The sequence below is a fragment of the Pseudoalteromonas sp. bablab_jr010 genome (assembly GCF_016464105.1).
GTDB lineage: Bacteria > Pseudomonadota > Gammaproteobacteria > Enterobacterales > Alteromonadaceae > Pseudoalteromonas > Pseudoalteromonas simplex.
The window spans coordinates 32819-57109 of sequence record NZ_JACDWV010000160.1; the positions used below are offsets into that span (position 1 = coordinate 32819).

Here is a 24291-nt window from a genome sequence, read left to right on the forward strand (position 1 = left end):
ATCCGTGATTAAACGGGTGCCTGCATTGCTAAATTAAAACGAAACTCACTGCCTTTTCCCAAGGTACTGCTGACGTTTATTTCACTATCCATTAGGGTGAGCAATTGCTTGCAAATAGCCAGTCCTAAGCCTGTTGAGCCTCGTTTTATGCTATTACGGGCCTGATAATGAGGTTCAAAAATAGCATTGAGTTCATCCTCATGAATACCAACCCCAGTATCAGATACTGCCACGTATAACTGATCACTTTGTTGGCTAACCTTGACGGCAATTTCACCGCCACTTGGGGTGTGTCGAATAGCATTCTCAATTAAGTTTGTTAGTACCCGCTCTAATTTTGCAATGTCTGCCGTCACGGTAAAGTCGCAAATTTCTGGGATAACCCTGAGTGAAATTCCTGCGGATTGTGCAGTGAGTGCAAGCTTTGCCACGCAATCATAAATCAACTCGCCTAAATTAAAGGTCTCTGATTGAATTTTTACTTGGCCGCACTCTAAATTAGCAAGTTCAAAAATTTGTTCGATCAGATGTTTTAATTGCTGGCAGTTATCCATTGCAAGGTTGAGGTAATGACGTTGCTCAGGTTCGTTTAAGTGGCTATCCGGTTTATTGATCACCTCAAGAAAGCCGTGCAGTGAAGATAGCGGCGTACGTAAATCATGTGATAAATGCGTAAGTAACTCACGGCGTTGTTTATCGGCTTGCTGTAATGACTGAAACTGCTCATCAATACGTGCGAGCATGGCATTGACGCCTTTGCTTAAATTGCCAATTTCATCATCAGCAGTGTAGCTAGAGTCCAATGACATTTTGGTTAGGCTGTAGTTAGCCGCTTCTATTTTATTAAGCTCTTTATTGAGTTTTTTTAACGGTAAGGTGAAAAAACGAAATAACAGCAACATCGCAATAAATAGCGCAACTAAGGCGGCTATAAACCACATTGCGGCAAGCCAAAGGTTATCATTGGCTTTAATGTTTTTAAGGGTTGTATCGTAAGCTTGCCCGCCAATTATCACGTATAAATAACCTTGCAGTTGTTGCTGATTATAAACTGGTGCGGTCGAAAAAATTTTTACGCCATCCTTGCTACGCGGGTCGTCACCATAAATTGGCGTGGCAGTGGGGTTGTCGAGTAGCTGCTGTATTGGGCTTAAGTTTATTTGTTGCCTTACGACTTGCCCCGGTTTGGCTGAATAAGTCAGTAAATGACCTTCTGGGTCTACAAAATAAAACTCAAAAGCTGGACCAAGTATCATCAGCGTGTGAAATAAGTTTTCTAGTGCCTTATAGTCATACACACCTTGCTGGATCAGTGGGTTATCATGCACTAAATGTTCGGCTAATTGAAGGTGCAAGTTTTGCTGAGCATGGTGTACAGAGCTTTGCTCTAGCTGCTTACTCCAATTTAAAACCAGTGCACACAACAGGCTAAAAATAAGCACCAATGACCAAGCCAATTTTTGATAAAGCGTCATTGATTTCATTAGTTTACACTCAATTGGCTAGGGTTTAATTTATAGCCTACGCCCCAGACTGTTTCGATAAAGGTTGTAGGGTGATGCTGCTCAAATTTACTGCGTAAACGGTTTATATGGGAATTAACCGTATGCTCGTAGCCGCTGTGTTGGTAACCCCACACTTGGTCTAGTAACTGTTGGCGGCTAAAAACATGGTTTGGGTGTTTAGCAAAATAGACTAGTAAATCGAATTCGGTGGCGGTTAAGTTAATTGCTTGGTCAGCTAAAAATGCTTGGTGGCTGGCAAATTCAATATGGAGTTCACCAAGTTGAATGACTGCTTGAGCGCTATCTTCATGATGTGATTGGGCTGCCATAAGTTGTGACCTATGCCGTAATTGTGTTTTTATTCGTGCTTGTAACTCTCTGGCGAAGAACGGCTTGCAAATGTAATCATCAGCGCCCATTTCCAGGCCAATCACTCTGTCCATATCGCTACTGAGTGCAGTTAGTAAAATAACGGCAATACTTGGGTAGTGCTCTTTAATTTTGCGGCATAAGCTCAAGCCATCCATTTGTGGTAGATTGATATCGAGTAGCACCAAGCCGTAACTTGAGCTGGCAAGCTTCTTTATTGCAGCTTCAGCGCTCGAGGCTTCATCAATATGTAGGTTTAGGCAGTGTAATTGTGTGCTGATAAGTTGGCGTATTGCTCTATCATCTTCGACGATTAATAATTTTTCTTGGCGCATTGCTCACTCCAAATCACAGAGGCACATCCTTATGACCTCGGTGTAAGGAGTGCGATTATTATTGCGTCCGCGTTATGGTGAACCGAGCAACCGGGTTATCAAACTTATGCTGACTGGTGAGCACTGAGTTTGTCAGGCCATCATTTTGGCTGATCACACCTGGGTGCATTGCAACACGGTCAATATCGTCGCGCATTTCGTTGTAACCTTCGCCAGAATCAGCAGGGCCGGGGATTGTCCCAGCTGCTTCAGAGTTAGCTTCGGTGCCTGCATCATAGGCAAAACTAGTACGTGACAGTGACTCATTTACCGCTAACGAAGACACGTCTATAGCATTCAGACCGGTAAACGCGTCATTTGTATTCACCAACATGGTCGCTAAGCTGATTTTTAATGAATCAAGCTGCTCCGTGCTCAACATTAAAGTGACTTGCTCACCAGGAAGAAGTGGGCTTTCAGCTGAGCTTGAATTCATATTAAAATCAGCCGCTAATAATTCACTGTTATCTCCTCCTTCAGCCATTAATTCGAGGGCAGCTGAGGCTGGTTCGCCTATTTGCCAAAGCATACCCTCAGTGTGAGCAATGGCTGCAATCGGTGATAAAGGTTGGGCATTGGTTAAGTTTGTAACATGTACAGTAAATTCATAGCTCATAGCGGGCGTTACAGGATCTGTTACTTCCACCTCGTTATTATCTGAGTCCCCACAGGCCGCAAGGCCGGCACTTAATGCGAGGATAATTAAGCTTTTTGAAAAGCGCATAATAACCTCCTATTTAACCGTAACTGTTAGCATCGCAACTGGGTTTAACCATCTGTGTACCGTGTTATCAAGGTCACTCATACCTGCTTCTAAATCGTCGTCACCTAAATTACCCGGATGAATATGCACCATCATATTCGTTTCGCTACTAGTGACGCCGCTGCCATTCATACCCGCATTGCCGCCCGGTGCAGCTGGAATACCTGGCGTGCCCGGCATGCCTGAACCCTCAACAACAAGCTCATCATTAGCTTCGGTGCCTGCATCATAGGCATTGAGATAAACAGTGTAGGTACCAGCTTCTGTTGGGATCATCCAACTATCTAAACCCACAAAGCCATCATTGGTAGGCAGCAGCATGGCTGTGAGCGATAAGTAATTATTGCCATCGCTGGTAGATAAGCTCGCCATCGTTGAGCTTGCTGGCGCCAATAGGCCTTCAGCTGGGTTGGCAACCATGTCACTGTTTGTAGCTGTGGCTTCACTCATTAATGGCTCGAGATTACCACCCTCAGCCATTGTCTGTAGTGCTGTAGAAGCAGGCATAGCAACGCTAAAGAGTTTACTGTCACTGTTGTGAGCCGTAATGAGAATAGGGGTGAAGTGTAAACCTTGCGTGAGGTTAGTCAGTTTTATATCAAGCTCAGCTGCTTGGCTTATAAGGCTAGTTACTGCGCATGCAGCGAACAAAGTTAAAGGTAAAGCTTTCATGTGAGATTCCTGTTTTTGATGATTCAAAATCAGTATCGAATAGCAATATCCAAAAACCTTCACGAAGTTATCACATTTTTATCACAGCATTGATTACAGCCTTTTTTGCTGGTTGAGAGTTTTAAATCTAATCAATTTAGCTAGGGTAAAATGCTATTAAGGTTTATAGTAAAGAGACAAATAGACCCATAACAAGGAATCTAAAATGGATGATAATCAAAAAGTTGAAATAATTGTGGCAGATAAAGACCAGCGCACTTGGGCAATGTTTTGTCACTTAAGTGCCTTAGCTGGTTTACTTTTTCCGTTTGGCTCAGTGATTGGGCCTTTGATTGTTTGGCTTGTAAAAAAAGAAGAAATGCCGCTCGTTGCTGAGCATGGTCGCAAGTCATTAAACTTTCAATTAACCATGATGATTGCTTACATTGTCTGCTTTATGCTGATGTTTGTTGTCGTTGGTGTCATTCTGCTGCCATTGGTTGCGCTATTCTCATTGATTATGGTGGTCGTATCGGCGATTAAAGCCAACGATGGTAAAGAAGTTAAATATCCAATGGCGATAGAATTTATAAAGTAAACTAATTGCCATATACTAAAAGCTCAGCCATTTGCTGAGCTTTTTTATGTGATGTTTATGGCCTACTTATCGTTATTTTTCAGCGCATTTATTGCAGCTACCCTATTACCTAGCTCTTCAGAATTAGTGATGACCGCTATGATAGCCAGTGGTGACTATTTAATTTGGCTATTATGGTTAAGTGCAACCGTGGGCAATGTGCTTGGGAGCTGTGTTAATTATTGGCTGGGCACGCAAGTCATGCGATTTAAAGACCGTAAATGGTTTCCCGTTTCACAAAAGTCGATAGACAAAGCCGAACAGCAATTTAATAAGTACGGTATTTACAGTTTGCTGTTTGCTTGGCTGCCTATTGTCGGCGACCCGTTAACGGTAGTTGGCGGAATTTTTAGGGTTCAGTTTTCAATCTTTTTGTTACTCGTGACCCTAGGCAAAGGCGCACGTTATTTAGCTGTGCTTGCCTTTGCAGTAGGGCTTGATAAATTCTTATTCTAGCTTTTTTGCCAATCAAGAGTCAGTGATACTGAATCTGCAAAGCGCAGCGCGTGCGGTTTATCAACGCGCACTTTGGCATAGTGAACACTTTGATGCTGGTGGCAAATTGCTAAAATCTCAGCAACCAATTTTTCTAACAGCAAAAAGTGGCCTTCCTCTACAAGGCTGATCACTTCTTTGGTGATAGTCTTGTAGTTTAGCGCTTTATCAACCGCATCAGTTTCACAGGCTTGATCTGCAGGGTAGTGGATTTCTAAGTTAATCACTACATCTTGTTTTTTCTCACGTTCCTCAGGATTAAAACCAATAAAGGTTCGTAGCCTGAGGTTAGTGACATTAATAATTGCGTTGGCCATCATTACCCTCTAACTAGTTGTAAAAACTCGTTACGGGTTTTTGGATCGGCTCTGAAGTTACCTAACATAACTGATGTACGCATGCTTGAATTTTGTTTTTCAACGCCGCGCATCATCATACACATGTGTTTTGCTTCAACGATTACGCCAACACCTTTCGCACCAGTTACTTCTTCAACCGCTTTAGCAATTTGATGAGTTAATTGTTCTTGAATTTGAAAACGACGCGCATACATATCAACAATTCGCGCAAACTTAGATAAACCAAGTACTTTGCCATTAGGAATATAAGCAATATGACAGCGGCCAACAAACGGTAATAAGTGATGTTCACACATAGAGTAAAGCTCAATGTCTTGGATTAATACCATATCATCGGCGTCTGAAGTGAATACCGCATTGTTGGTGATCTCGTCTAACGTTTGACGATAACCTTTAGTCAGGTACTCCATTGCTTTTGCAGCGCGCTTTGGTGTGTCGAGTAATCCTTCACGAGCAGGATCTTCACCTACTGCGGTAATTATTTGTTGGTAACTGTTTTTTAAATCATCGTGCATAGCTTTCTCAGTAATTCGTTATTTTAAATGTCTGCCACCATCAACAGGCATAGAACGACCTGTAATGTAGTGACTGCTTAGTAATAGTTCTACGCTGTTAATAATCTCGGCGCAGCCGGGCTCAATGCCCATTAGCGATTTCTTTAATGTTTTAGCTTTGTATTCGTCGCTATCGTGTTCGTTAAAAATAATTAACGAAGGGGCGATAGCATTCACTTTAATGTCTGGTGCAAATTTAGCGGCAAACGACTTGGTTAAATTATCAAGCGCCGCTTTGCTTGCTGCATAAGCAAGGTGCTTAGGACTGCCTTTTTCAACAACATAGTCAGTTAAATGAATAATATCTGCGGCTTGGCCACTGTTTTGTTGATAATGCAGTAGCAAGTCAGAGGCTGCTAAATTAATTAAATAGGGCGCTTTGGCATGAATACGCATCATGTTATCAAATAGGTCAGCGTAATCGTGATTATTTGCTTCGCAATCCCAGCTAGATGCATTATGAATAATTGCCTTGAGCTGGTTGGTATGCGCTTTTAATTCTTCAATAAAGTGCCCGATAGCTTGGTCACTATTAAAATCTGCATGGATACAAATAGCGCCTTTGCCTGCAAGCACATCAATTGCTGCATGGCGGGTACGATAAGTGACTATGATTTCTTGCCCTTTCGATAATAAGTGCTCGGCCAGAGCGAGTCCAATACGTTGGCCTGCGCCGGTAATTAAGATGGGCGATGACATAAGCTAATATAAAACCTTAGATTTTTGATTTGAAATATAATGTATTTACTGTAACAACTATAAACCAAATTACAGAACTATTTCATCTTTACTGCAATCATGTTGCTAACTTTTACGTCAGGCATGATGCTCTAGATCATTTTGTGAAGCTGATAATCAGTGATTGAAGGTTCTGAATATTGCTAAGGGGTGCGGGAGGAGTAGAAAAGGGCAATTATTATTGCCCTCGCAATGTTTAAACTACCCTTAAAGCTCGTCGTAAACGGTTGGGATTGCTTGGCGTTTATGTTGAGTACGTAAGTAAATTGCTGTTAGCTTTTCTTCGACTTCATTGCTGACGTCTTTACCTTCTAAGAAATCATCAATTTGATCGTAAGTGAGGCCTAGCGCTTCTTCGTCAGTCAGACCTGGGCGATCACACTCTAAATCGGCCGTTGGGGCTTTATTTACCAGTACTGCTGGTGCTCCCAAATGCTCAGCAAGTGCACGAACTTGACGCTTTGATAAACCAAATAACGGCGCTAAATCACATGCACCGTCACCAAACTTGGTGTAAAAACCCGTGATGTTTTCAGCACTGTGATCGGTACCAACCACTAAGCCTTGGCAGAAACCAGCAATTTCATACTGCGCAACCATGCGCTGGCGTGCCTTCACATTGCCTTTGATAAAGTCAATTTTAGCTTGCTCTGGTAATTCAGCACCACCACCAACAACCGCGGCCATTGCTTGTTCATGCATGCCATCGACAGCCGCTTTAATGTTAACCGTCATACGCTTGCTTGGCTTAATAAAATCAACAGCCATTTGTGCTTCATCTTCATCTGCTTGTACGCCGTAAGGTAAGCGCACAGCAATAAATTGATATTCGTTAGTGTTGTGCTCTTGGTTTAATTCATCAACTGCTAATTGGCATAAACGGCCACAGGTTGATGAGTCAACACCGCCACTGATCCCTAATACAAGTGAGCGAGAGTGCGCAGCAATAAGTCGGCTTTTAAGAAAGTTAACACGACGGGTGATTTCCGCTTTTACATCAATAGTTGGTTGGACTTTCATTTCCGCCAGAATGTCGGCACGCATGGTAGAGCTCCTATTTTTCGTTGTGGTTGTCAGCGTTTTGAGGGAACCCCTTTGTAAAGGGGTATAATTATATTATGTTACGGGCGCGGTTTTTATTAAAGACCTAAATGCGCTTTTATTTCGTTGACTTGCTGCTTAAGATCTTCGATTTCGCTCAGTAATTGTTGCACTTCACTGTTGTTATCCTGCATCGGCTCACTAGCAGCCATATCCTCAGTGATGCTGTCTGGGTCAACAAATAAGTGCATATAGCGGCTCTCTCGTTTGCCTGGCTCTCGTGCTAAGCGTGCAACATGTTCTTGCTCAATGAGTGCATTTAATGCGGCTTCAACTTCATTGACATTGCTAAACTCAGCTAGTCGGTTGCTGCGCGTTCTTAGTTCTCCCGGTGTTTGTGGGCCGCGTAGCAGCAGTAAACAAATAATGGCGCGTTGCTGCTCAGTAAATTGCAAACTGCCAAATTCGGTATTACAAAAGCGGTGAGCATATTTATTAACCCGCCCTGATAACCCTTCATCAAGAGTTACTAAGCGTGATGCAATAAGCTCATCGAGTGTATCTTGTACTTGCGCCTCAGTGAGAGACAGTACCGGTTCACGGTTAGATTTTTGATTACATGCATTAGTGAGGGAGTTTAAAGATAACGGATAATGTTCGGGTGTTGTACTTTGCTTTTCGAGTAAACAGCCAATAACGCGTTGTTGTATCGATGATAATTGCATGATTTTATTTCTCTTTAATGTGCTGCACTTAGCCAAATTGCTAATTTTTTATTTAATGAGTCAAAGTTAAGGGGTTTTGTTAAATAATCATCCATGCCAGCATCTAAACAGCGTTCTTTGTCACCCTGCATTGCATTGGCAGTTAGTGCAACAATATTGACTTTCTGATGTGCTTCGCCAGCTTTTCCTAATCTTATTGCCTTTGTTGCTTGATAGCCGTCCATTTCTGGCATTTGGCAGTCCATTAGCACTAGTTCGTAAGGGGCATCCTCATTATTTGCTAGTTTTGTTATTGCCTCAAGACCATTTTCAGCAATGTCAAAACTAATACCTGCTTGTTTGAGTAAGGCGCCAGCAACCACTTGGTTAACTTTATTGTCTTCGACTAATAAGACGCGAGATGATGTACTCGAAGCTGGTATGGAAATTTTAGCGATGCTTTGTTCTTTATTTACTTGTTGTTGTTCAATGTACTTTTCGTTAGCCAAAGAGTTAAATAAGTCTGAAGGGGTTAAAGGTTTAAATATAATACTTTGCGCTTCTAAAGTTTGTTTAGATTGCTCTTCAGTTAGGCTCATAGGTGCCATTAAAATACATTTACATGCATTGTTATTATAATATTTTTGGAACGCTCGTTGCTCTGATTGTTCTGCTTGCATATAAAGTTGGTAATCTATAAAAACTGCATCGCAAGGTGGCTCTTGAGAGTGGGCTGCACGGTTAATTAAGCTTGGCATATTGCCAATAACTTCAACTTTTGCTCCCCATAATTGCAATTGTTTTTTAGTAATGCTGCTACTGAGCTTGCAGTTGTCAGCAATTAAAATGCGTTTTTTATCAATTAAGTGACTTGGCTCATGCAGCTGCTTTTGGTAGTCAAATTTTACTTTAATTGAGAAATTGAACGTGCTGCCTTCTCCATAAGAACTGACAACATTTACATCGCCGCCCATTAGAGTACAAAGCTGTTTAACAATGGCAAGACCAAGGCCTGTGCCGCCATATTGCCGGGTAGTTGAAGCATCAGCTTGAGTAAAAGAATCAAAAAGAGTTGCTTGTTTTTCTGGTTTTATGCCTAAGCCATTATCAACAACAGAGCAATTCAGATATAACTCGTTATCAGCAGTTTCAAGTTTGGCTATCACGACTATCTCACCGTCTTTTGTGAATTTAACTGCATTACCTATTAGGTTATTGATGATTTGCCTAATACGATTTGGGTCGCTTATGATAAATTCACGTTTGATATGAGTTGCATCTAGTAACAGTTTGGTATTGTTTTGCTCTGCTTTTATAGCAAATGATTCAATGGTATCGCCTAGAAGTTTAGATATATTAAAACTCACGTTTTCGATATCGAGCTTACCAGCTTCAATTTTTGAAAAGTCTAAAATATCATTGATAATATGCAGTAATGACTCTGCTGATGACTGTGCCAATTCAAGATGATGGCTTTGTTGTTTATCTAATTTTGTTTGTTTAATGATATTAAGCATGCCAATAACCCCATTCATCGGGGTGCGGATTTCATGGCTCATACTTGCTAAAAATTCACCTTTTATTTTTACTGCTTGTTCTGCTGCATTTTTCGCTTGAACTAGCTGATGTTCAGTTTCTATACGCTGTTGGCTTGCATGTAAGCTACCAATAAGTGCCGCAACTGCAATTAAAAAGCTTTCCTCGTTTTTACTCCAATGTCGTCTTGATGCGCTGTTCTCTGCGCACACCACCCCCATACTTTTACTTCCAGTCGGAATGATTGCAGTAAGCATGGAGCGAATATCAGCGCGATCAAAATAATTGCTAGCTAACTCCTTGGTAAACGGGTGGTGATATGCATCACTCGCATTTATAACGGCGTTATTGTTAATGGCATCAAAATAGTTAGGGTGTTCTATTTGCTGTAACGACACTGCCCGACTAAAACGCGATTGATTTTGATCATGACTAGCAAACGAGTTAAGCGTTTGTCGGTCTTCGCTAAATAACCAAATGCTTGCTCGATCAACCTCTAGTGCTTGGCATATCGCTTTTACAATTACATGCTTAGATAAGTTTAAATTACCCGTTAAGACGGCTTCGTGAACAGTTAATGAGGCAAGTATTTCGTTGTGCAAGGCAATTTTATTGTTTTCAAGCTCAACACGTTTGCGAGCATCTATGTTTTGTAATGATCCAAATAGTTTGATGCAGCGGCCATTCTTATATTCAGATTCGCCATGCGCTAAAACCCAGATAGCTTCGCCTGATACTGTAATTATTTGCACTTGAGTTTCAAAGCTTTCACCTTCTTTTATCGCTTTTTCGATTAAGTGACGAATTTTGTCACGGCTGTAACCGGGTTTAAAATAGTCGAGATTGGTTGGCCATTGTGGTTGTTTATTGAGTGGCAACTTAAAGATTTGTTTAGTCATATCTGACCAATAAACAGCTTTGGTCTCGAGATTAAATGACCATGCACCTACTTTTGCTAGGCTACTCATTGTTTCGAGCATTCGCTCGCTTTTGTATTGGCGCTCGAGCATTTTTAAAAAGAACACACAAGCACCCGCAAATAATATACATACGATAATTATGGCGATACGTAACGGCCAAATGGCTGATTTTGGTGGATGCCAACCTGCTTTCGGAACAGCATACATACGCCAATTCCCGCCAGGGAAATTAATGCCAAAATTAAGTGGTGTGTCATTTAAAATAGCGCTATTTCCGTAGAAAAATTCCCCCTCAGCACCTAACCCGTTGCGACCCTGTAACGCTATGTCGTAGTGCTTATTTAAAGCTAGAAGCCCCGAATTGTTATAAACTTTATCAATATCGAGTACGACAGAAAGTAATCCCCAAAAGTGCTGTTCTGGTGGTGTAAAAATAGGCATGCGAGCTATTAAGGCTTGACCGCCTTGTACTAGTTCTAAGGGACCTGCCATGACAATTTTGTTTTCATCGCGCGCCTTAATTGCATCGTCTCGCTGCGCGGCGTTTTCTAGAAAATTGAGACCAATTGATTTCTCATTTCCTTTTAGTGGGTAAGTCATCTGAATGATCATGTTTGGTGCAGCGCCGATATTTCTTAATTCTGAAGAGGTTTCGAATAATGGCGTGGCAATTTGAGAAAAGCGGCTTTGATTTAAATTTGGCTCAGCAGCAACTGCGACGGCAAGGCCGCGAACAAGTTGAATATTAGAGATTAGAGTCGCCTCTAACTTTGCACGGTAAGCGCTAACTCGCGCAATCTCCTGAGCACGGAACGCATCTTTTTCTCGGCTATAGTTTAATTGATCGATGATTAAGCCAATTACAATAACTAGCGCAAGTGAAAACCAAAAGGCTAACTTTAGTTTTTGCAGTTTTTTATTATCGGTTTCAGTTGCTAATGGCATGAGAAAGATTGATTTCTAAACTATTTCCCTACTATAGACAATTTCTGAGGCAATTAACAATCATCAGCTAATCAAGAAAACTAAATTTAAATATTTGGATAGCAACACTATTTTTTCACAAAACTCAGGTTAATATAGCAGGTTAATACAGTGTTACTTTAGCGCAAGGGTAAATGGCATGTTCAAGATAATCAAATGGTTATTAATAGGTTTGTTCGTTGTGGTGTTACTCGCAACAGGGCTTGTTTATGGTGTATTAAATCTAAGTTTACCGGCTCTTGATGGCCGGGGTAAAAGCGACGCTATTTCGCAATCAGTGAAGATTGAACGAGACACTTTAGGGCTGGCTGTTATTCATGCCGAAAACCGTTTAGATGCAGCCTATGCTCTTGGTTTTGCGCATGGTCAGGACCGATTCTTTCAAATGGATTTACTGCGCCGTAATGCCGCAGGTGAGCTTAGTGAATTATTTGGTAAAGCTGCTGTTGGGCTTGATAAAAAAATGCGTTTTCATCAGTTACGCAAACGTAGTCAGATTGCTGTTGCGCAGTTACCAGCAAAAGATAAAGCGCTATTAAAAGCTTACGCGAATGGGGTTAATGAGGGTCATGCGCAAGTAGGTTTCGATAGTTTTGAATATTTACTGACTGGCGCTGAAGCAAAACCTTGGCAAAGTGAAGACAGCTTACTAATCATTTTTAGTATGTATTTAGATTTGCAAACGGCTACCTTTGAACGCGACAAAACACTGATCGAAATCGAAGATCTATACGGTAAGGCGATGGTCGACTTTATTACTCAGCCTAGCCTTTATCAAGCGGCGCTCGATAACAGCCTATTAGCACCTTATGACGGCGGTATTCCAAATCTCAAAGACGCTCAATGGGCTATGACTGAGATTGCAGAGCGCAAGGAGCTTGGTAGTAATAACTGGGCGGTTACTGGGCAGTTAACTGAAACTGGTGCTGCAATGTTGTCAGACGATATGCACTTATCATTTGCTGTGCCAATCATTTGGTACCGTGCCCAGCTTAATTACCCACTTAATGGTGAAATGCAGCAAATCACCGGTGTGTCACTACCTGGCGCTCCGGCAATTGTAGTTGGCACCAATAATAAAATAGCGTGGGGGTTCACCAATGGTTATTTAGATACAGCCGATTGGATAGCCCTTGAAAGTAAAGAGAAAACTTGGCAGGTAGATGAACCCATCTTACTCAATGACGGCAGCATTGAAAATTATGCTTTAACCATGAGTGAATATGGCCCAGTAAAAGAAATTAATGGCAAACCATATGCACTAAGTTGGGTTGCTCACCATGAGTATGCGGTTGATATGGAATTACTTAAGCTTGAGCAAGCAAGTACGGTTGATGATGCACTAGCGCTTGCGGCTGAAGTGGGGATTCCTGTCCAAAACTTGATGGTTGTTGATGATCAAGGGAACGCCGCTTGGAAGAATATGGGAGCCGTTCCAGCCCGTAAAGAGCCCCATCAATTAGCGGTGGCTGAGCAAGCGTATCCTGCAGCGTGGCATGAAAACGAAACGCTGCGTCCATTTGTTAAAAACCCAGACAGTGGCCGATTATGGACGGGCAACTCACGCGTTGTTTCCGCAGAGGATGACCAGCGCTTTGGTAATGGTGCTTATGCCATGGGGGCTCGCTCGGCACAAATTCGCGACCGCTTATTTGAAAAGCAACAGTTCAACGAACAAGATTTTTATGACTTACAACATGATAATGAAGCTCGATTCTTAACGGCTTGGCACAAACTGCTGGTCAAACAGCTCAGCAACGCAGGCGATAAATATGCGCTGTATTTAAAAGAGCTAAATAATTGGCAGGCGTGTGCTTGTAGCGATTCAACTGGTTATACCTTAGTAAAGCGTTACCGCAGTGAAGTAATTAATGGTTTATTTAGTCCATTAGAGAATAAGCTAAAAGCCCTCGACAGTAGCTTAAAGCCAGTAAAACGAGACTTAGAGCCTGCTGTTTGGCAACTTATCGAAGCGCAGCCTGAAGCATGGTTAAACCCAGAGTATGCAAACTGGAATCAGCAAATGCTAGCTGCATTTGATCGCGTTATCACTAAACTAACCGAGCAGTACGGTAACAACCCGCACAGCTGGGAGTGGGGTAAGGTCAACGAGTTAGTGATTGAGCACCCATTTGCCAAGCAAATACCGGTACTTAAAAGCTTATTGAATATGCCTACGGCGCCTGGGTTTGGTGATACCTTTATGCCTTCAGTACAAGGGCGTAGTTTTGGTGCTTCGCAGCGCTTTATTGTTCAACCAGGGCATTTAGATAAAGCGATTATGGCTATTCCGGGTGGGCAATCTGGGCATCCATTGTCAGAATTTTATCGTGCTGGGTTTAACGATTATGTCAGTAATGGTTTAACGCCATTATTGCCGCAAGAGATTGCACATAGCATTACTATTGAGGCAATTAATTAATCTTCATTTTCAAAAAATGTACTTTGAGCATGCACTATCGTGGTCTTATTACGGCCAGAGTGCTTGCTCTCATACAGCGCTGAATCTGCATACTGCAGCATTTTTTCTATGGGAGTAAGGGGTTGCCATTCAATTAAACCAAAGCTCATAGTTACTTTTAAATCCGGACAGTCAGGGTGAGCTTCCAATGCTGCTATTTTTGTACGCAAAGCTTCAATTTTTGCAAAGGCTTGGCGTTCATTAGATTGAGTAAGTATTAGTAAAAACTCTTCTCCGCCCCAACGAACTGCAATATCATCCTCGCTCATGAATTCACTGATGAGTCGTGAAATATTCACTAAAATAGTATCACCTTTATCATGCCCGTAATTATCATTGATTCTTTTAAACTGATCGATGTCTGCCATGGCCATGCAAAGAGGGGTGTTATTATTTATGCAATTTTTGCGTGCATTCATAATTAGCTTTTTAGCAAAGCGGCGATTGAAAAGTTTTGTAAGAGGATCCCGGGCTGCCATTTCCGTTAACTCTAGTCGTTGTGAAAGAGTAATCTCTCTAATAAAACCCATACCATAAATCATAGGTAAGCCAGCAATAATTATATTAATTATTTTAATATGGGGAAGCAGCTCAGAGTAAGCAAAAGGGTAGTTTGTATTTGAAAAAAACACATACAACAATGCAAAAGCAATGATCATTAACACGCTATACAAAGAAGCTCGCTTTAGAGTTAGTTGATAGTCGATCATTAACAGGCAAGACACAGTCCATAGATAAAATTGAAATCCTGCATCTAAGCCAAGCATTGCACAAACAATGGTTGAGTGAATAACAACTTCAAGACAAAACACACGAAGAGCTAAGGAGGTTAAACCTTGTTTGATTAGAAAAATTCCCCCAGCCCATGCACACACACTTAGAACATTTACTATTGCCAAAGTAACTGCACCAATGTGAGCGAAAACGGGAATTAGCACAACGTGGACTGCGAGTGCAAAGTAAGCAATCTTCAAAATAATAAGAAACTTAACATGCTCTATTTCTTGTAACTCTGATTGCTTAGGTTGTTTTAAGAGATGTTTTAGCAACCGGACCTCTTAGACAGCTAGGTGTAAAAACTAGTATAGATTAAAATTTAGGCTGTGAAGAATTAAAGAGATTTCTGTTTCTTTAATTCATTTAATTTAATCGGGGTTAAACAACAGTTCACTTCGTTTTTGCTAAGCTTTAAGCTTGGCAGGACTGTGAATTAATGCCACTCTAATCAAACCATCATTGATATCGGCTTGCCGTTTGCCTTGATAATATTTTCGTGCCTAAAAAGGAGTAGTTATGCCGGCGGAAAAAACGCATTTAGAGATTTGTAATCTAACTAAAGAACAGTACCCACAAATAAAGACCCTCATGGATCAAGCTTACCCAGGGCTTGGAGGTGCTTGGCCAAGCCATACTATTTTTAGGCTAATAGACCAGTTTCCGGAAGGGCAAATAGGCATTGTAGACGATGGTGTTTTAGTAGGCATCGCCTTGAGTGTACAGGTTGATTACGCGCGCTTTTCTAACCCACATACCTACGAAGATATTGTTGATGGTCACGACCGTGTATTTAGTGATCCTGAAGGTGATGCACTTTATGGTTTAGATGTGGTGATTTCATCAACTCACCGAGGGATGCGACTGGGTCGTCGCTTATACGATGCGCGTAAAGAGCTGTGCCGTCAGTATAACTTGCGCGCTATTTTAGCGGGTGGACGTATTCCGCGCTATTACAATCATAGTGCAGAGATGTCTCCGATGGAGTACATCGAAAAAGTTGACCACAAAGAGCTGTATGATCCGATTTTAAGCTTTCAGCTATCTAATGATTTCCAAGTTAAACGTTTACTTAAAAAATACCTTCCTGAAGATCAGGAGTCAGTTGGTTATGCCACTTTACTAGAGTGGAATAACATTATGTTTGAGCCGACAGATACGGTACTTGAGTCGACCAAATCAATTGTCCGTGTCGGTGCCGTACAATGGCAAATGCGTTGTGTTGAGTCTGTGGAAGAGCTGCTCAAGCAGGTGGAGTATTTTGTTGATACAGTATCAGATTATAAAAGTGACTTTATTCTGTTTCCGGAATTTTTCAATGCCCCGTTAATGGGTCTCACTGAGCAAAGCAATCAAACGGAAGCCATTCGTTATCTGGCCGAATACACAGAAACCTTCCGTGATGCGATGTCGCGCATGGCGGTTGAATACAATGCCAATATTATCACCGGCTCAATGCCGCTCGCAGAAGATGACAAGATTTATAATGTTAGCTATTTATGCCACCGTAGCGGTAAAATTGATGAGCAGCGTAAAATTCATATTACCCCTCACGAGCAAAATGACTGGGTGATCCAAGGCGGTGATAAAATTGCTGTATTTGAAACCGATGCGGGTCGTGTCGGTATTCAAATTTGTTACGATGTAGAGTTTCCTGAGCTGTCGCGTATTCTCGCTAAGCAAGGATTAGATATTTTGTTCGTGCCATTTTGGACAGATACAAAAAATAGTTACTTACGTGTTCGTCATTGTGCGCAAGCACGTGCAATCGAAAATGAATGTTATGTTGTGATTGCAGGCTCGGTTGGTAACTTACCTGAAGTAGAAAGCTTAGATGTACAGTATTCGCAATCAGCAGTGCTTACCCCTTCAGATTTCTCGTTCCCGCATGATGCAACCTTGAATGAAGCAACGCCAAATACTGAAATGCTGTTATTCAGTGATTTAGATATGGATAAACTTAAAATTCTTCACAGTGAAGGAACGGTAAGAAACTTAAAAGACCGCCGTGAAGATTTATATGATGTAATTTTGAAAAAGCGAGAACAATAATGGCGTGGTTGTATTTAATTGTCGCAGGGCTGTTAGAAATTGGCTGGCCTGTTGGCCTTAAAATGTCTCAACAGGCAGATAGTCGCTGGTTAGGGATTGCTATAGCTGTCGCCTTTATGGTCGCTAGTGGCTTTATGTTGTGGTTGGCGCAAAAGGATATTCCGATGGGGACATCCTATGCAGTATGGACAGGTATTGGTGCTGCTGGCACTTTCTTGGTTGGTATTTTATTTTATGGGGATGCCGCTACATTTGGCCGCATTGCCGGAGTACTGTTGATAATTAGTGGTGTAATAACCCTAAAGATTAGTCATTAAAAAAGCGGCATAGCCGCTTTTTTAATGACTAGGAATAAGCCTAATTGGGTAGCATTACAAGAATGGCAGCCAGTGCAATTAACACAAGCCCCGCCGTGTCTTGGCGTTTTAAAGGCTGTTTTAACCAAAGAATCGATACCATAATGGTAAAGAATACTTCTATCTGCCCCAGTGTTTTTACATAAGCAACATGCTGCAAGCTCATGGCGCTAAACCAACCAATAGAACCTAAACAGCTACAAATACTAACAGCGGTCGTGGTGCCTTTGTGTTGCCACATTTTCTTAAAAGTATCGCGCTCTTTGAATGTAATATACACGCATAGCATCAGTGTTTGTAAACTGATTATCAGCACTAACACCCAAGCTGCAGAGTGCGGAAAAGTCAGCCCTGAACTTAAACTTGCTTCACGGATCCATGATGAAGAGAGAGCAAAAGAAGTGCCGCAAGCAAGCCCAAGCAGTGCGGTGCCCAAATTAAAGTGTTTAACATTCGCGATGCCACTTAATAGCAGTACCGCAATTGCACCAATAAATACGCCAACCCAGCCCAGTAACGACAGTGCTGAGCCAAAGAACATGACACCTAAAATGGCCGCCATTAGCGCTTCACTTTTAGCAAGCCCTGCACCGACTGCAAAGTTATTCATTTTAAACAGCTTTACCATTAAACCTGTGGCAACAATTTGGACGATACTGGCGCCAACAATGTAGCCAATAAAAGCCAGATTAAAGTCAGGAAGTGCGGCGTCTTGATATTGATAAAGTGCAAATAAATACAGGGCAGCAATTGGGCTGGCAACGATAAAGCGAGCAAGCGTTACCCCGGCAACACTCACTGTTGCACTGAGTTTGCTTTGCAAAGCGTTGCGCCACGACTGCATAAATGCCGCAAAAATAGTTAAGAAAATCCAAGTCATATTGAAAATAAATTAATGAGGATAGGCGTTTAGAGTAACAAAACCAAAGTGTTAGAGCATCAGCTTATCGACCAACTTGAGAAAAACTCAGCTGTGACAATATGCCGCAGGGCTTTTATGCTGACTTTAGACTATAGTGACAATGATGCTATTGCTGGCCGCTGCTGTTATATGTAGCGGCTTTTTTTTGTTTGCGTTAGGGTAAGCTAAAACAGTTAAAAAATAAGGAAATATCATGACCATACTGATTATCTGCGCACTCATCGCAGTACTCATCCCCTATTTGGCCAAAGCGCCTGTGGCTTTTGCACAAAATAAGTTGTCAGGCTACGACAATAAGCACCCACGCGAACAACAAGCTAAACTAACCGGCTTTGGTGCTCGTGCGTTGGCAGCACATCAAAATAGCTTTGAATCGCTGATTATTTTTGCTGTCGCTCTGGCAGTCGTAATAGGTAGCAATAATGTCTATCAGGTAACTGAGACCCTTGCGATTGTGCATGTTATTGCCCGTGTGTTGTATTGTATTTTCTACTACATAAACCAGGATATTTTACGTTCATTAGTTTGGCTTGTTGGCTATGTTTGTGCTGTGGCTATGATTGCTCTTTGTCTTTAGCGATAGAGCTAGTAGTCAAAAACCACAAAGCAAGCGGCTTAAATAAGGCGCTTGCTTTAGGGTCTTAAGTGATTGCTTTTACTTAGAGCTAACTTTAATTTTCTCTATTAAATCCTTTGCTTGGTAGTTTTCGTCTAAGGCGAAATCGAGTTGTACTAATGCGTTTTTAAAGCCGGATTCAGACGGCGCATACTGCCATTTTTTTAAGGCTCTTTTCGCTTCTCGATTGAAAACACCTTCAGGCTCTGCACTTACCACACTTACATTGCTGGTGGCGCCGCTTGGTAAAATATCGTATTTCAAAACGACTGAACCGCTAATACCTTGCTCTGCAGCTTGAATAGGGTATATCGGCTCTACACGCATAACCGCTTGATAGTCTTTTGTCCTTTCAACTGACATCGGCTGTTTTGCAATCGCAAAGCTGCTAAGCATGCCCGCTGTAAAAATAACTAACGCTGTTTTTGCGATAAATGAGCTGTTGTCGATCTGCTTTATTTGGTTTAGACGTTGTAACATGGTGTTTTTATCTCCGTATTGTGAATAAGCCATTAAGCCTGTTCTGCTAAAGCTTGCACAGTGCACTAATGCCTTACTGTATAAAATTCGTTGTTCTGTCGATTTATTTTTGAGTACTTGCTCATCACATGAAAGCTCTTGAATACGGCGCAGACTTGCATAACCAAGCCAAGCGACAGGGTTAAACCACAACAAAATATTGGCACTTAAAGCGATGGCATTAATTAGGTTGTCTTTGCGTTTAATGTGCACTGATTCATGCTCTAAAATAAGCGCTAAAGCATGGTTATCGTAGTGACTTTGATAGTTTGTAGGCAGCACTAGCTTGGTATTTAAAACCCCTACAACCATAGGTGAGCTCACTTGGTTGCTTTGGTATAAGCGCATACTTTGATTGCTGTGATGATCAAGCGTAATTGGCGCTAACTGCAGTTTTGCTAGAAAACGGTAATGAAAATATACGGCAGTGATCAGCAGTGCGGCACTAATAAAGCCATAAATAGCAAACCAAGTGAGCGTAAACTGCGGCATTATTGCTGTGTTTGGCGTGATAGTCAGCTTACTGATAAAGTCGTTTTGAATTGGCTTTAAGTGCTCTGGTAGGTTCGCTAACAATAAACTAATTGGTAAAAGCGCCCAGAGTGTATAAACCAAGCGTGCCGATAGCTGGCTTAGTAACTTTCGCTCTAACAGCAATAAAAACATAATTGCAGATGAGATCAAAAGTTGTTGATCTAACAGCCAATTAAAAAATACATCTAACATAACAACGCCTTATTTTTGCTGTTTTTCCCAATCATCAATGACCTTTTTCAGCTCATCAATATCATGTTGCGAGAGTTGCTCTGATTTAGCAAAGCCACTCACCAGTGGCGCAATACGGCCATTAAAGAAGCGTTCAATAAAGCTTTGGCTTTCTTTTAATGTGTATTCTTCACGGGCGATGCAAGGAGTGTAGTTATATTGGCGGCCTTGTTTCTCGAAGCTAAGAGCGCCTTTTTTAACTAAACGGCTTAGTAGCGTTTTAATGGTTTTTTCGTGCCATTCTTTATCGTCACTTAAACGCGCAATTACTTCACTAGCTGTGGCTGGGTAGCCAAGCCATACTGCATCTAATACTTCGAATTCAGCTTTAGAAAGTTCAATCATTTTTATGCCTACAGATGTAATCTTTAATTAAAGATTACACGTGTAATCAATTAATGCAAACTTTTTTGTTAGAGAATGTCACTTTTTTTGATACTGACTATTTGTCCTTCGGGCAAATTCAGCGTGGTGAGTGACAGTTTTGCGATATCTGTGCGGTAAAGGTCGATGACTTTGTAGCCACAAAAACGAGCCATTTTACGTATTTGCCGATTTAAACCTTGTTTTAAGACGATGCAAAACTGTTTTTCGCTGACTTGAGTCACCGTGCAAGGGAGGGTTATTTGTTTATCGACAGGCACACCGCCCGCCATTTTTTTACAAAAATCGCTATCAAGGGACTTATCAACGGTGACTAAATAGCGTTTGGGTTGGTGGTAATCAGGGTGGATCAGTTGATTACAAAACTCACCGTCATTGGTCAAAATCAACAAACCTCGGGAGTCTTTGTCGAGCCGGCCAATTGGGTAAACGCGAGTGGTTTTAGGCAGGCTATGAATAAGGCTTGTTGGGTCATCAGCATTTAATTTGCAATCTATACCAACAGGCTTGTGATAAGCAAAGTAGGTGAGTGGTGCCTTAGCTAAAATTTTTTCGCCAAGTACAATCACATCATCGTGCTCATCAACATGATCTATATGATTTGCGGCACGGCCATTTACTGTTACCTCACCTTGATCTATCAAGCGCGATGCTTGCTTTCGAGAGCAAACACCCGCATGGGCAATAAATTTAGCAAGTCGTACTTTTTCTGGCATGAGTGATTTTTGTACAATTAATTTGATCACAGTATATCAAAATCACGTATGAATAGTTCCACCACCAAAGAGGAATGCACATGCCTATCAAATTATCAGAGCTTGCAGCTCACCAACCACTGCAAAAGGTTATCCTTCATTCATTAGAAATGGCGCTGTATCAGGTGTCTGTGCTGATCAATAACGTTGAGTATTATGTTACTGATGAGCAAGGTGAGTTTATTCGTGATATTAGCCCGTTGCACATTCAAAAGCGCCTCGATCACCTAAGTTATGGTGATATGGTTTTACGCCACACTAGTGCTTATGATGAGATGTGTGGTCAGCCCGAAAAGCTGGCCAGCAACATGCTTGAAGTACCCTATGGTAAGAACCACTTATACTGATTAACGATATAAGCGTATACTGAGTATATGTATCAATTAAAAAGTGATGACTCAGCTGATTTAAACAACCAGCTTAGAGAACATATTGTGGCTTTCAACGCCGCGTATTTTAATGCCGAGCGTATTCCCGTTGGTTTTAAGTTCGTTAATAAACAAAACAGTGTGGTTGCTGGTATTCATGGTCAGGTATTTGGCAATTGGCTGCTTATCAGTTGGCTTTGGTGTGATGACAATATGCGTGGTAAAGGACTTGCGACACGATTACTAAATGAATTAGAGAGCAAAGCTAAAGCACTTGGTGCAAGCACTGCTCAACTCGATACGCTCGATTTCCAAGCCAAACCCTTCTACGAAAAAAACGGCTACCTAGTTAAATATGAAATGCGTAACTACCCACTCGACGGCTGCCGTTATTTTATGGAAAAAAGCCTTTAACTATTGGCTTTTACTCACTTCGCTTTTAGCACGTCTTGCTCGGTAAAAGTAATCCCTAAGAAAGGGGTCGCTTCTGGGGCAAGCATGAAAGTGCGGATGTTCATGTGGTCTTGCCCTTCAGGATTGTGTAATACGTCATCACGATAAAACGCGCCAAAGCAATCTAGGGTGTTTTGTTTACTCAGTTGATTTAGCTTAGCAAAGGCAAAAATTTTACACGAGCCATTATTTTCATTTGCCGCGCTTAGCAGGCCATGATTGTTAAAACCACTTGGGGTAAAGTCATAATTGTTGTCTATGACCGCCATGGTATCGGTAAACTCAATTTGCTGCGGTGTGCTTGCTAATTTCGAAAGAAATTCGTTAAGAGTCATTGCTTGTCCTTAAAAATTGTTCTTTATCAACTCTAACTCATTCACTTGCTGATTGATATTAAACTTAAAATTCTCTAAAAAGTTCATACCAAGCAAGCCATAGCCAACATGATTTTCTATTACCAGCACTTCAAAATTACGAATACGTTGTTGACCGACTTGAAACGACTCGAGCTGATAACGCTGTGCTTCAACAATTCCATTAGCTGTGTTTACTTGTAAGGTGCCAAGGTAATTGGCTGGGGTGTTAAGCGAGTTTAATAATGTTTGGTTAATTACAGTAAAGCTAGCGCCGGTGTCGATCATCAGCTCGGTTTCGATATCATCGTTGATGATACTGTTCACCAAATAGTGCGAACCTCGAGCAGTTAATTTTATAATTTCAACACCTGCGAGGGCTTGTTGAATCAACTGATGTAATTGCTCAGCCTGTTGTTTATAGTCATGATCTTCGGGTAGTTGATCTAGGGTTATTTGGCTCGCGACATAATCTTCTAAATGGTAGTTAGCTAATGCATTGTTATATAAGTAATGCGCGTTGCCAGGCGCGTAATCAAGCCATTGTTGACTAATATTAAGTAGGGCTTGCCATTGTTGCGTTGCAATAAGTTCATCAATATAGGATTTGCTTAGCTCGTCTATTTGTTTGTTAAGTTGTTGCTTATCATTGCTGTCTAACTGGTTGCTAAGCGCCAGTAAATTGATAATACCTTGTTGGGTATCACCTTGTGCTATTAAACGCTTTGCCTCAAGTTCAAGCATGGTGACATCGTAAGGGTGACTATTTAAAAAGGCCGTTAAAAATTGCTCACTTAAGGTGAATTTTTGATGGGAAAGCCATGTCTCAAGTTGTTGTTGCCAAATTTGTTTAAGTTGCCTTGCATAGCGAGGTTCATTCATAAGTAATTGAGTGTACTCAGCAACCGCTTTGTCGAATAATTGGTTGCTAAATAGCGCAACAGCTTGTTGAAAGTGGGCTGGTAACGCTGTGCCTTTTTGTACTTTAGGCGCTGGTGCGACAGTTTCTATTTCTAACGGCTTTGCCGGGTTAAAAAGCTGCCAAATAAAGTAACCGTTTAAGCTAAGAGAGCATAGCAATATTAATTTAAGAAAAGCATTCATCCGTTTTGCCCAATCATTTAATCTTTGTTATTTACTTACTCAGCATAAAACACATTTTTTAAAGTCGTTACTTTTTAACTAAATGATTGAGCGCCATGATATTACTGATCTCAATATCTGCTAATCCTTGATAACGATATTGCGTTGCTTGGTTATTAAGCCAAACGCTTTGGCAGCCAGCATTATTGGCACCTTGTACATCAGTATCTAGGCTATCGCCAATGTGCAAAATTTCTTTATGATTAACCTCTAACTGCTTTGCTGCGCTATCAAACAAGGTGCTGTGCGGCTTCGCTTTTCCGTGTGGGCCTGCTTGTAAAACTAACTCAAACACACCATTAAGGTTAAACTTTTCTACTTCGACATTACCATTGGTGATGGCGATGAGCCGGTAGTGTTTACTGAGGTTATTAAGTAATTCAAGTACTTCATCAGTAACGGTTATTTGACTGCGGGCATCAGCGAATGCCTGATAAGCATTTTCGGCATGCAACTGAGCTTGCTCTGCTGAAAAACCCAGATCGGTCATGGCATAGTGTAATGCTGCTTGTCGCCAGCGCGTAACGTCATCAATTAAAGTCGCATCATGTTTTAAAGCTTTATCGCGGCATGTTAACCAGTAGCTCATGCTATCGGCTGGCCATTGGTCTAATGCCTCGAGGTAATCAGCTTGTGCTTGCAAGGCTGATTTTATGATCGGATGGTTGTTGTAAAGTGTGTCGTCTAAATCAAAACTTAAAACAGAAACTGGCGATAGGGCACGGTTAAATCGGATCATA

At 41.5% G+C, this 24291-nt stretch carries 26 protein-coding genes; 8 read left to right on the top strand and 18 right to left on the bottom strand.

Translation table 11 applies throughout. The features are described 5' to 3' along the window. Positions 1-8: 8 nt before the first annotated feature. Genes JIG37_RS16710 through JIG37_RS16725 form a run of 4 tightly spaced genes read right to left on the bottom strand, consistent with a single transcriptional unit; the run spans position 9 to position 3683 of the window. Positions 9-1484 (bottom strand): HAMP domain-containing sensor histidine kinase, encoded by a 1476-nt coding sequence (locus tag JIG37_RS16710; protein ID WP_199529871.1) that lies wholly within the window; start codon positions 1482-1484, stop codon positions 9-11. Next, positions 1484-2209: a response regulator transcription factor gene (locus JIG37_RS16715; protein WP_138618792.1), complete on the bottom strand. Its 726-nt coding sequence runs from the start codon at positions 2207-2209 to the stop codon at positions 1484-1486. The genes JIG37_RS16710 and JIG37_RS16715 overlap by 1 nt, the downstream gene beginning before the upstream one ends. A 58-nt stretch (positions 2210-2267) precedes the next feature. After that, complete coding sequence (locus JIG37_RS16720) at positions 2268-2972, bottom strand: spondin domain-containing protein (protein WP_199529872.1); 705 nt, start codon at positions 2970-2972, stop codon at positions 2268-2270. Between the two features lie 9 nt (positions 2973-2981). Beyond that, a complete protein-coding gene (locus JIG37_RS16725) occupies positions 2982-3683 on the bottom strand; it encodes a spondin domain-containing protein (RefSeq protein WP_199529873.1) in 702 nt (233 codons plus the stop codon). Positions 3684-3888: 205 nt separating this feature from the next. Here JIG37_RS16725 and JIG37_RS16730 point away from each other — a divergent pair, with 205 nt between their 5' ends. Together JIG37_RS16730 and JIG37_RS16735 are read left to right on the top strand one after the other, a co-directional pair. Continuing rightward, on the top strand, positions 3889-4260 hold the full coding sequence (locus tag JIG37_RS16730; protein WP_054554635.1) for a DUF4870 domain-containing protein: 372 nt from the start codon (positions 3889-3891) through the stop codon (positions 4258-4260). Between the two features lie 57 nt (positions 4261-4317). Continuing rightward, positions 4318-4755, top strand: coding sequence for a YqaA family protein (locus tag JIG37_RS16735; protein WP_166341417.1), 438 nt, complete (start codon positions 4318-4320; stop codon positions 4753-4755). Here JIG37_RS16735 and folX read toward each other — a convergent pair. From folX to JIG37_RS16765, 6 genes are all read right to left on the bottom strand, one after another. Further along, positions 4752-5111: a dihydroneopterin triphosphate 2'-epimerase gene (gene folX / locus JIG37_RS16740; protein ID WP_054554637.1), complete on the bottom strand. Its 360-nt coding sequence runs from the start codon at positions 5109-5111 to the stop codon at positions 4752-4754. The genes JIG37_RS16735 and folX overlap by 4 nt on opposite strands. 2 nt (positions 5112-5113) lie before the next feature. Further along, a complete protein-coding gene (folE, locus tag JIG37_RS16745) occupies positions 5114-5668 on the bottom strand; it encodes a GTP cyclohydrolase I FolE (RefSeq protein ID WP_054554638.1) in 555 nt (184 codons plus the stop codon). Positions 5669-5686: 18 nt separating this feature from the next. Then, positions 5687-6406, bottom strand: a complete 720-nt coding sequence (gene folM / locus JIG37_RS16750; protein ID WP_199529874.1) for a dihydromonapterin reductase — start codon at positions 6404-6406, stop codon at positions 5687-5689. 246 nt (positions 6407-6652) lie between these two features. Beyond that, a complete protein-coding gene (gene nadE / locus JIG37_RS16755; protein WP_199529875.1) occupies positions 6653-7489 on the bottom strand; it encodes an ammonia-dependent NAD(+) synthetase in 837 nt (278 codons plus the stop codon). 95 nt (positions 7490-7584) lie between these two features. After that, complete coding sequence (locus JIG37_RS16760) at positions 7585-8211, bottom strand: YceH family protein (protein ID WP_054554641.1); 627 nt, start codon at positions 8209-8211, stop codon at positions 7585-7587. 14 nt (positions 8212-8225) lie between these two features. Continuing rightward, the gene (locus tag JIG37_RS16765; protein ID WP_138618782.1) at positions 8226-11591 is read right to left on the bottom strand and encodes an ATP-binding protein; all 3366 of its coding nucleotides are present in this window, start codon (positions 11589-11591) and stop codon (positions 8226-8228) included. 178 nt (positions 11592-11769) lie between these two features. Here JIG37_RS16765 and JIG37_RS16770 point away from each other — a divergent pair, with 178 nt between their 5' ends. Further along, positions 11770-14052 (top strand): penicillin acylase family protein, encoded by a 2283-nt coding sequence (locus JIG37_RS16770; RefSeq protein ID WP_199529876.1) that lies wholly within the window; start codon positions 11770-11772, stop codon positions 14050-14052. Here JIG37_RS16770 and JIG37_RS16775 read toward each other — a convergent pair. Continuing rightward, entirely contained in the window at positions 14049-15140 is a 1092-nt protein-coding gene (locus JIG37_RS16775) for a GGDEF domain-containing protein (protein ID WP_199529877.1), read from the bottom strand. The genes JIG37_RS16770 and JIG37_RS16775 overlap by 4 nt on opposite strands. Before the next feature lie 244 nt (positions 15141-15384). Between JIG37_RS16775 and JIG37_RS16780 the strand changes: the two genes are divergently transcribed. Together JIG37_RS16780 and JIG37_RS16785 are read left to right on the top strand one after the other, a co-directional pair. Beyond that, positions 15385-16917 (top strand): carbon-nitrogen hydrolase family protein, encoded by a 1533-nt coding sequence (locus tag JIG37_RS16780; protein WP_194442861.1) that lies wholly within the window; start codon positions 15385-15387, stop codon positions 16915-16917. Next, positions 16917-17234: a multidrug efflux SMR transporter gene (locus JIG37_RS16785; protein WP_054554646.1), complete on the top strand. Its 318-nt coding sequence runs from the start codon at positions 16917-16919 to the stop codon at positions 17232-17234. Before JIG37_RS16780 ends, JIG37_RS16785 begins: the two co-directional genes overlap by 1 nt. A 40-nt stretch (positions 17235-17274) precedes the next feature. Here JIG37_RS16785 and JIG37_RS16790 read toward each other — a convergent pair whose 3' ends face one another. Then, positions 17275-18153, bottom strand: coding sequence for a DMT family transporter (locus JIG37_RS16790; RefSeq protein ID WP_199529878.1), 879 nt, complete (start codon positions 18151-18153; stop codon positions 17275-17277). A gap of 235 nt (positions 18154-18388) precedes the next feature. Between JIG37_RS16790 and JIG37_RS16795 the strand changes: the two genes are divergently transcribed. Continuing rightward, a complete protein-coding gene (locus JIG37_RS16795) occupies positions 18389-18772 on the top strand; it encodes an MAPEG family protein (protein ID WP_166341435.1) in 384 nt (127 codons plus the stop codon). 78 nt (positions 18773-18850) lie between these two features. On the opposite strand, the gene JIG37_RS16800 is transcribed toward JIG37_RS16795, so the two are convergent. From JIG37_RS16800 to JIG37_RS16810, 3 genes are all read right to left on the bottom strand, one after another. Beyond that, complete coding sequence (locus JIG37_RS16800; protein ID WP_199529879.1) at positions 18851-20056, bottom strand: M56 family metallopeptidase; 1206 nt, start codon at positions 20054-20056, stop codon at positions 18851-18853. A 9-nt stretch (positions 20057-20065) separates the two neighbouring features. Continuing rightward, positions 20066-20440 carry a BlaI/MecI/CopY family transcriptional regulator gene (locus tag JIG37_RS16805; protein WP_054554650.1) on the bottom strand — a complete coding sequence of 125 codons (375 nt, stop codon included), beginning with the start codon at positions 20438-20440 and terminating at the stop codon, positions 20066-20068. A gap of 68 nt (positions 20441-20508) precedes the next feature. Further along, positions 20509-21195, bottom strand: coding sequence for a pseudouridine synthase (locus JIG37_RS16810; protein WP_199529896.1), 687 nt, complete (start codon positions 21193-21195; stop codon positions 20509-20511). Positions 21196-21275: 80 nt separating this feature from the next. Between JIG37_RS16810 and JIG37_RS16815 the strand changes: the two genes are divergently transcribed. Beyond that, positions 21276-21581 carry a DUF6482 family protein gene (locus JIG37_RS16815; RefSeq protein WP_054554651.1) on the top strand — a complete coding sequence of 102 codons (306 nt, stop codon included), beginning with the start codon at positions 21276-21278 and terminating at the stop codon, positions 21579-21581. Positions 21582-21608: 27 nt separating this feature from the next. Further along, positions 21609-22016, top strand: coding sequence for a GNAT family N-acetyltransferase (locus JIG37_RS16820; RefSeq protein WP_199529880.1), 408 nt, complete (start codon positions 21609-21611; stop codon positions 22014-22016). Between the two features lie 14 nt (positions 22017-22030). Here the strand turns inward: JIG37_RS16820 and JIG37_RS16825 are convergent, their stop codons facing one another. The 3 genes from JIG37_RS16825 to JIG37_RS16835 form a co-directional block, all read right to left on the bottom strand. Then, the gene (locus JIG37_RS16825; RefSeq protein ID WP_054554653.1) at positions 22031-22390 is read right to left on the bottom strand and encodes a HopJ type III effector protein; all 360 of its coding nucleotides are present in this window, start codon (positions 22388-22390) and stop codon (positions 22031-22033) included. A 9-nt stretch (positions 22391-22399) separates the two neighbouring features. Continuing rightward, positions 22400-23512 carry a retropepsin-like aspartic protease gene (locus tag JIG37_RS16830; RefSeq protein ID WP_199529881.1) on the bottom strand — a complete coding sequence of 371 codons (1113 nt, stop codon included), beginning with the start codon at positions 23510-23512 and terminating at the stop codon, positions 22400-22402. A 67-nt stretch (positions 23513-23579) separates the two neighbouring features. Then, the gene (locus JIG37_RS16835; RefSeq protein WP_199529882.1) at positions 23580-24290 is read right to left on the bottom strand and encodes an HAD-IA family hydrolase; all 711 of its coding nucleotides are present in this window, start codon (positions 24288-24290) and stop codon (positions 23580-23582) included. Position 24291 lies beyond the last annotated feature (1 nt).

What these genes read in the sequence shown, in the direction of transcription:
- folE (WP_054554638.1), bottom strand. Translation starts at nt 5,668, where the DNA reads ATGCACGATGATTTAAAAAACAGTTACCAACAAATAATTACCGCAGTA.
- JIG37_RS16730 (WP_054554635.1), top strand. Translation starts at nt 3,889, where the DNA reads ATGGATGATAATCAAAAAGTTGAAATAATTGTGGCAGATAAAGACCAG.
- JIG37_RS16815 (WP_054554651.1), top strand. Translation starts at nt 21,276, where the DNA reads ATGCCTATCAAATTATCAGAGCTTGCAGCTCACCAACCACTGCAAAAG.
- JIG37_RS16770 (WP_199529876.1), top strand. Translation starts at nt 11,770, where the DNA reads ATGTTCAAGATAATCAAATGGTTATTAATAGGTTTGTTCGTTGTGGTG.
- JIG37_RS16795 (WP_166341435.1), top strand. Translation starts at nt 18,389, where the DNA reads ATGACCATACTGATTATCTGCGCACTCATCGCAGTACTCATCCCCTAT.
- JIG37_RS16715 (WP_138618792.1), bottom strand. Translation starts at nt 2,209, where the DNA reads ATGCGCCAAGAAAAATTATTAATCGTCGAAGATGATAGAGCAATACGC.
- JIG37_RS16780 (WP_194442861.1), top strand. Translation starts at nt 15,385, where the DNA reads ATGCCGGCGGAAAAAACGCATTTAGAGATTTGTAATCTAACTAAAGAA.
- folM (WP_199529874.1), bottom strand. Translation starts at nt 6,406, where the DNA reads ATGTCATCGCCCATCTTAATTACCGGCGCAGGCCAACGTATTGGACTC.
- JIG37_RS16820 (WP_199529880.1), top strand. Translation starts at nt 21,609, where the DNA reads ATGTATCAATTAAAAAGTGATGACTCAGCTGATTTAAACAACCAGCTT.
- JIG37_RS16735 (WP_166341417.1), top strand. Translation starts at nt 4,318, where the DNA reads ATGGCCTACTTATCGTTATTTTTCAGCGCATTTATTGCAGCTACCCTA.
- JIG37_RS16765 (WP_138618782.1), bottom strand. Translation starts at nt 11,591, where the DNA reads ATGCCATTAGCAACTGAAACCGATAATAAAAAACTGCAAAAACTAAAG.
- JIG37_RS16725 (WP_199529873.1), bottom strand. Translation starts at nt 3,683, where the DNA reads ATGAAAGCTTTACCTTTAACTTTGTTCGCTGCATGCGCAGTAACTAGC.
- JIG37_RS16825 (WP_054554653.1), bottom strand. Translation starts at nt 22,390, where the DNA reads ATGACTCTTAACGAATTTCTTTCGAAATTAGCAAGCACACCGCAGCAA.
- JIG37_RS16810 (WP_199529896.1), bottom strand. Translation starts at nt 21,195, where the DNA reads ATGCCAGAAAAAGTACGACTTGCTAAATTTATTGCCCATGCGGGTGTT.
- JIG37_RS16790 (WP_199529878.1), bottom strand. Translation starts at nt 18,153, where the DNA reads ATGACTTGGATTTTCTTAACTATTTTTGCGGCATTTATGCAGTCGTGG.
- JIG37_RS16805 (WP_054554650.1), bottom strand. Translation starts at nt 20,440, where the DNA reads ATGATTGAACTTTCTAAAGCTGAATTCGAAGTATTAGATGCAGTATGG.
- JIG37_RS16720 (WP_199529872.1), bottom strand. Translation starts at nt 2,972, where the DNA reads ATGCGCTTTTCAAAAAGCTTAATTATCCTCGCATTAAGTGCCGGCCTT.
- JIG37_RS16830 (WP_199529881.1), bottom strand. Translation starts at nt 23,512, where the DNA reads ATGAATGCTTTTCTTAAATTAATATTGCTATGCTCTCTTAGCTTAAAC.
- JIG37_RS16710 (WP_199529871.1), bottom strand. Translation starts at nt 1,484, where the DNA reads ATGAAATCAATGACGCTTTATCAAAAATTGGCTTGGTCATTGGTGCTT.
- JIG37_RS16785 (WP_054554646.1), top strand. Translation starts at nt 16,917, where the DNA reads ATGGCGTGGTTGTATTTAATTGTCGCAGGGCTGTTAGAAATTGGCTGG.
- JIG37_RS16800 (WP_199529879.1), bottom strand. Translation starts at nt 20,056, where the DNA reads ATGTTAGATGTATTTTTTAATTGGCTGTTAGATCAACAACTTTTGATC.
- nadE (WP_199529875.1), bottom strand. Translation starts at nt 7,489, where the DNA reads ATGCGTGCCGACATTCTGGCGGAAATGAAAGTCCAACCAACTATTGAT.
- JIG37_RS16835 (WP_199529882.1), bottom strand. Translation starts at nt 24,290, where the DNA reads ATGATCCGATTTAACCGTGCCCTATCGCCAGTTTCTGTTTTAAGTTTT.
- JIG37_RS16760 (WP_054554641.1), bottom strand. Translation starts at nt 8,211, where the DNA reads ATGCAATTATCATCGATACAACAACGCGTTATTGGCTGTTTACTCGAA.
- folX (WP_054554637.1), bottom strand. Translation starts at nt 5,111, where the DNA reads ATGGCCAACGCAATTATTAATGTCACTAACCTCAGGCTACGAACCTTT.